We start from the raw sequence: 4,805 nt of genomic DNA on the forward strand, positions 1-4,805 counted from the left end.
AGGTTGGCGCCACCCTTCTTGAGCTGCACGTAGCGACCCACCACGTCGACCACGTCCACGCGGTTGAGCAGTTCCTGGATGAAGGTCTGGGGGATGGCCACGGGGGTATTCTCTCGCACGGGCCCAGAACATCAGGAGACAACCGCCATGACCAGCATCTTCGACCGGGACCTCCCGCGCACCGAGGCCAACTTCGCGCCTTTCTCTCCGCTGTCGTTCATCGAGCGCACCGCCGAGGTCTACCCCAACCGTCTGGCGGTGGTGCACGGTGAGCTGCGGCAGTCCTGGGGCGAGACCTGCACGCGCTGCCGGCGCCTGGCCAGCGCCTTGCAGCGCGCGGGCATCGGCAAGAACGACACCGTGGCCGTGATGCTGCCCAACACGCCGCCGATGGTGGAGGCGCACTTCGGTGTGCCCATGGCCGGCGCCGTGCTCAACGCGCTGAATACGCGGCTGGACCCGGAGGCCATTGCCTTCATGCTCGACCACGGTGAGGCCAAGGTGGTGATCGTGGACCCGGAGTTTTCAATCACGCTGAAGAAGGCGCTGACGCTGCGCCAGGCCGGCACGCCGCTGCTGGTGATCGACGTGGAGGATGCGCTGTTCACCGGCACCACCGAGCGCATCGGCAGCAGCACGTACGAAGCTTTTCTGGCCGGTGGTGACCCGGCCTTCGCCTGGAGCCTGCCGGCCGACGAGTGGGATGCGATCGCGCTGAACTACACCAGCGGCACCACGGGCAATCCCAAGGGCGTGGTCTACCACCACCGGGGTGCCGCGATGAACGCGGTGTCCAACGTGATGGAGTGGGACATGCCCAAGCACGCGGTGTACCTGTGGACGCTGCCCATGTTTCATTGCAACGGCTGGTGCTTTCCATGGACCGTGGCCGCGCGCGCGGGAGTGAACGTGTGCCTGCGCCGGGTGGAAGCGCAGGCCATTTTTGATGCCATGCGCAACCATGGGGTGACCCACTACTGTGGCGCGCCCATCGTGCACGGCATGCTGGTGAATGCGCCGGCCGCCATGAAGGTGGGGCTGCCCGCGGGCGTGAAGGCCATGGTGGCGGGCGCAGCGCCACCGGCTTCGATGATCGAGGGCATGGAGCAGATGGGCTTTGACCTCACGCACGTGTACGGCCTGACCGAGGTCTACGGTCCGGCCACGGTGTGTGCGAAACACGAAGCCTGGGACGCGCTGGACATTGGCGAGCGTGCGCGTCTCAATGCCCGCCAGGGCGTGCGTTACCACCTGCAGCGCGACGTGCGCGTGCTCGATCCGGAGACGATGTTGCCGGTGCCTCAGGACGGCGAGACCATGGGCGAGATCATGTTCAAGGGCAATATCGCCATGAAGGGTTACCTGAAGAACCCGAAGGCCACCACCGAAGCGTTCCAGGGCGGATGGTTCCACAGCGGCGACCTCGCAGTGCAGTACGCCGACGGCTACTTCAAGATCAAGGACCGCAGCAAGGACATCATCATTTCGGGTGGCGAGAACATCTCGTCGATCGAGGTGGAAGACGTGCTCTACCGCCACCCTGCGGTGCTGGCGGCGGCGGTGGTGGCCAAGGCCGACGCGAAGTGGGGCGAGACGCCGTGCGCCTTCATCGAGCTCAAGGCCGGTGCCGAGACCACGGCCGAGGCCATCGTGGCGCACTGCAAGCAACACCTGGCCGGCTTCAAGGTGCCGCGCGCGGTGGTGTTTGGCGAGCTGCCCAAGACCAGCACCGGCAAGATCCAGAAGTTCGAACTGCGCAAGCTGGCCGGCTCGGCCGCTGCCATCGACGTCTAGGGCCTGCTCACACTGTTTTTCCAACTGCGAATGGGTTGAAAACAGCGCCAATCAAGGCGCGCGACGACGGCCAGACTGGGCGTCTGGCCTAGGAGTGCAACGAAGAGTGGCGCTGTTTTCAACCCATTCCCTTCGGGTTGCGGCCAAAAAGGCCATGCGCCGCGTTGCGAAGCCTCGCCGGGCCACCGGCCCGTCTGCGTTTCGCGCCTTGCGCATGGCCCTTTTGATCCGCAACGCATCTTGGAAAAACAGTGTGAGCAGGCCCTAGTCGCCGGCCACAATGCCTTCGCGCCGCGGGTCGGCGCCGCCGAGCCATGCTCCGCGTCCTCGCACGATGGCCTGCGCCCCGCTGGTGAGTTCGCCCTGCTGCACGGTGTGACCACGCCGCTGCAAAGCCTCCACAGTCGCCGGCGGGAAGCGGCCTTGCTCCAGCACCAGCGGCCCGCCGAGCGTGCCGAAGTTGGGCAGGTCCACGGCGGCCTGCGGCGAGAGCCCCCACTGCAGCACGCCGTGCAGCACCTTGGCCGTGTAGTGAATGATGAAGGCGCCGCCCGGGCTGCCAGTGCTCATGAGCAGTTCGCCGGTGGTCTTGTCAAACACCAGCGTGGGCGACATCGACGAGCGCGGCCGCTTGCCGGGTTCGACCCGGTTCGCCACCGGTTGGCCCTGGGCGTCGCGCGGCGCGAAGCTGAAGTCGGTGAGTTCGTTGTTGAGCAGGAAACCGCCGGGACGGGATGGGTCGGTGGAGACCATGAGGCGCGATCCGAAGGCGGATTCGATGGTGGTCGTCATGGCCAGCGCATTGCCGTAACTGTCCACGATGCTGATGTGGCTGGTGCCGTGTTCGGGCTGCTCGGGCATGGGCGCCCAGCTGCTTTGCACGCCGCCTGGTTGGCCAGCGGGCGCCTGCGGCATGCGCGCGGGTGTGATGAGCCGGGCGCGATCGTCGAGGTAACGCGGCTCCAGCAGGCTGGCCCAGCGGCCGGCGGGAGGCGCCACGAAGTCCGGGTCGGCCAGGTATTGCGCGCGGTCGGCAAACGCCAGCCGGGACGCTTCGTTGTAGTTGTGCAGCCAGTCGCTTGTGGGCAGGCCATTGCTCAACAGGGCCGCGGCTTGCGGTGTGCGAGCGAGCAGGCCGAGGATCTGGCCGATGGCGATGGCGCCGGAACTCGGCGGCGGAAAGCCGCAGATGCGCAGCGCACGCAGCGCGGCGGTGTGATCGACGCAGATCGCTTCGCGCTCGCGCGGCTGGTATTGCTTCAAATCTTCAAGGCTCAGCGTGCCGGGCAGCGTGGGGTGCTGGCGCACCTTGTTCACGATGGCGCGCGCCACCGGTCCGTCGTGCAAGGCGAGCGGGCCGATGGCCGCGATGTTGCGCAGCACCTGGGCCAGCTCGGGGTTGCGCAGCACATGGCCCACGGGGTGGGGCTGGCCATCGGCGCGGTAGAAGTAGGCGGCAGCCACCGGGTCGGTTTTCAGGGCCGCGTCGGCCGCCAGCAGGGTGTGCAGACGCGGGCTGATCGCAAAACCTTGTTCGGCCAGCTGCACGGCTGGCTCGAACAGGCGGACCCATTGCAGCTTGCCGTGCTGGCGGTGGGCCTGGGCCAGCATCATCACCGCGCCCGGCACCCCCACCGAGCGTCCGCTGTTGACAGCGGCGGGGAAGGGCAATGGCTCGCCCTGCGCGTTCAGGAAGAGCCTTTCGTCCACCGCAGCAGGCGCCGTCTCACGCCCATCAAACGCCTGCAGCTTGCGGCCGTCGTGGTGCAACAGAAAGGCACCGCCGCCGATGCCGCTGGACTGGGGCTCCACCAGCGTCAGCACCATCTGCACCGCAATGGCGGCGTCCACCGCGCTGCCACCGGCGCGCAGGATCTGCGCGCCCGCTTCGGTGGCCAGCGGGTTGGCGGCGGCCACGGCCTGGCGCTGGAAGGTCCAGCCGGCCTGTGTGCCAAGGCCAGACCCCGTTTCGGGCTGCAGGAGGGGCCCTGTGGGCAGGGTGCCGGGGGGCGAGGCGCAGCCTGCCAGGCCGGCCAGCAAGAGCAGGATGGCAGACGTCTTTCGCCAATCGGCCGTGTAGCTTGAAGTGAACATGGAGTGTGATTTACAGCACGAAAGTGACCAAGCCATGGCCTCCGGGCGCCGGGGCGGTGGGTGACTTTGCTTTAAGTCAACAAGTGGAAAGGCGTTCTTTTTACAGTGTCCTTGTGAGCTTGCCATCCTGCCATTGAAAGGTTCCAGTCGATGCCGTCCCTGCCCATCCCTCCTTCGGATCCGTCCTCCAACGCAATTGAAGCCCTCGCCACGAACCTGCCGGAACTGGTTGAGGCGGTGGACCTGGCACGGCGTCGGCCGGTGATCGATCTGGGCCAAGCCCTGCTGGCACTCGGCGCGATGGACCTTCAGACGCTCGACCGGATCAGGGCCACCGACCCGGAACGTCTGCGAGCGCGGGCCCACGAACTGGTGGAGCAGGTGCTCATCAGCGAAGATGATTTTCACCATGCGCTGGCACGCGTGGCCGGGCTGGTCGAGGTGGATGCCGCCCGATTCGAACTGGATCGGCACGCCTTTGACGTGTTGCCCCTGCGTGAAGCCCGTTGGCACGACGTGCTGCCCCTGGGACCGGCGCTGGACCACTTCATCGTCGCCTCCTGGAAGCCCACCAGCGACGATCTACTGCGCCAACTGTGCACAGTCACGGGCCATTCGGTGTTGCTTGTGTGGGGTGAGCGGGGAGCGATTCAGGGCCGGCTCGCGTGAGCCGCGTTCCCTTTGAAGCGCCTCGCCAGGCGCCGCTGGCTCACCTGAGCCCGGCGCGCGAGCTGGGTGCCCTGGAAGACGTGGCGCGGACGCTGCGCTCGCAGCCCATTCTGGACCTTGGTCACGCATTCGCAGCGCTGGGATGTCTGGCTCCCGCGCAGGTGGATCTGCTTCGAAGTGAGGACCCGGCGTTGCTGCGTTCGCGCTCACACGAACTGGTCGACCGGGGTCTCGTTACCGACGAACAA

Annotated in this window: 5 protein-coding genes; 3 read left to right on the forward strand and 2 right to left on the reverse strand. The window is 66.9% G+C overall.

Annotated features, from left to right (window positions below; translation table 11 throughout):
- The coding region (locus Q0C59_RS18710; RefSeq protein ID WP_407066571.1) for a CHC2 zinc finger domain-containing protein at positions 1–101 on the reverse strand (101 nt) is incomplete at its 3' end.
- Between the two features lie 46 nt (positions 102–147).
- Here Q0C59_RS18710 and Q0C59_RS18715 point away from each other — a divergent pair.
- On the forward strand, positions 148–1,794 hold the full coding sequence (locus Q0C59_RS18715) for an acyl-CoA synthetase (protein WP_291218397.1): 1,647 nt from the start codon (positions 148–150) through the stop codon (positions 1,792–1,794).
- 264 nt (positions 1,795–2,058) lie between these two features.
- Here Q0C59_RS18715 and Q0C59_RS18720 read toward each other — a convergent pair whose 3' ends face one another.
- On the reverse strand, positions 2,059–3,888 hold the full coding sequence (locus Q0C59_RS18720) for a gamma-glutamyltransferase family protein (protein WP_291218400.1): 1,830 nt from the start codon (positions 3,886–3,888) through the stop codon (positions 2,059–2,061).
- A 150-nt stretch (positions 3,889–4,038) separates the two neighbouring features.
- On the opposite strand from Q0C59_RS18720, the gene Q0C59_RS18725 reads away from it, so the two are divergent.
- Positions 4,039–4,557, forward strand: coding sequence for a hypothetical protein (locus Q0C59_RS18725; protein WP_291218401.1), 519 nt, complete (start codon positions 4,039–4,041; stop codon positions 4,555–4,557).
- Positions 4,554–4,805: hypothetical protein (locus tag Q0C59_RS18730; protein ID WP_291218403.1), on the forward strand; the 252-nt coding region annotated here is incomplete at its 3' end. The genes Q0C59_RS18725 and Q0C59_RS18730, both read left to right, overlap by 4 nt.

Source organism: Hydrogenophaga sp. (assembly GCF_022844385.1).
Lineage (GTDB): Bacteria > Pseudomonadota > Gammaproteobacteria > Burkholderiales > Burkholderiaceae_C > Hydrogenophaga.

Excerpts from the sequence above, each read along its gene's own strand:
- Q0C59_RS18715 (WP_291218397.1), top strand. The coding sequence starts at position 148 with ATGACCAGCATCTTCGACCGGGACCTCCCGCGCACCGAGGCCAACTTC.
- Q0C59_RS18725 (WP_291218401.1), top strand. The coding sequence starts at position 4,039 with ATGCCGTCCCTGCCCATCCCTCCTTCGGATCCGTCCTCCAACGCAATT.
- Q0C59_RS18720 (WP_291218400.1), bottom strand. The coding sequence starts at position 3,888 with ATGTTCACTTCAAGCTACACGGCCGATTGGCGAAAGACGTCTGCCATC.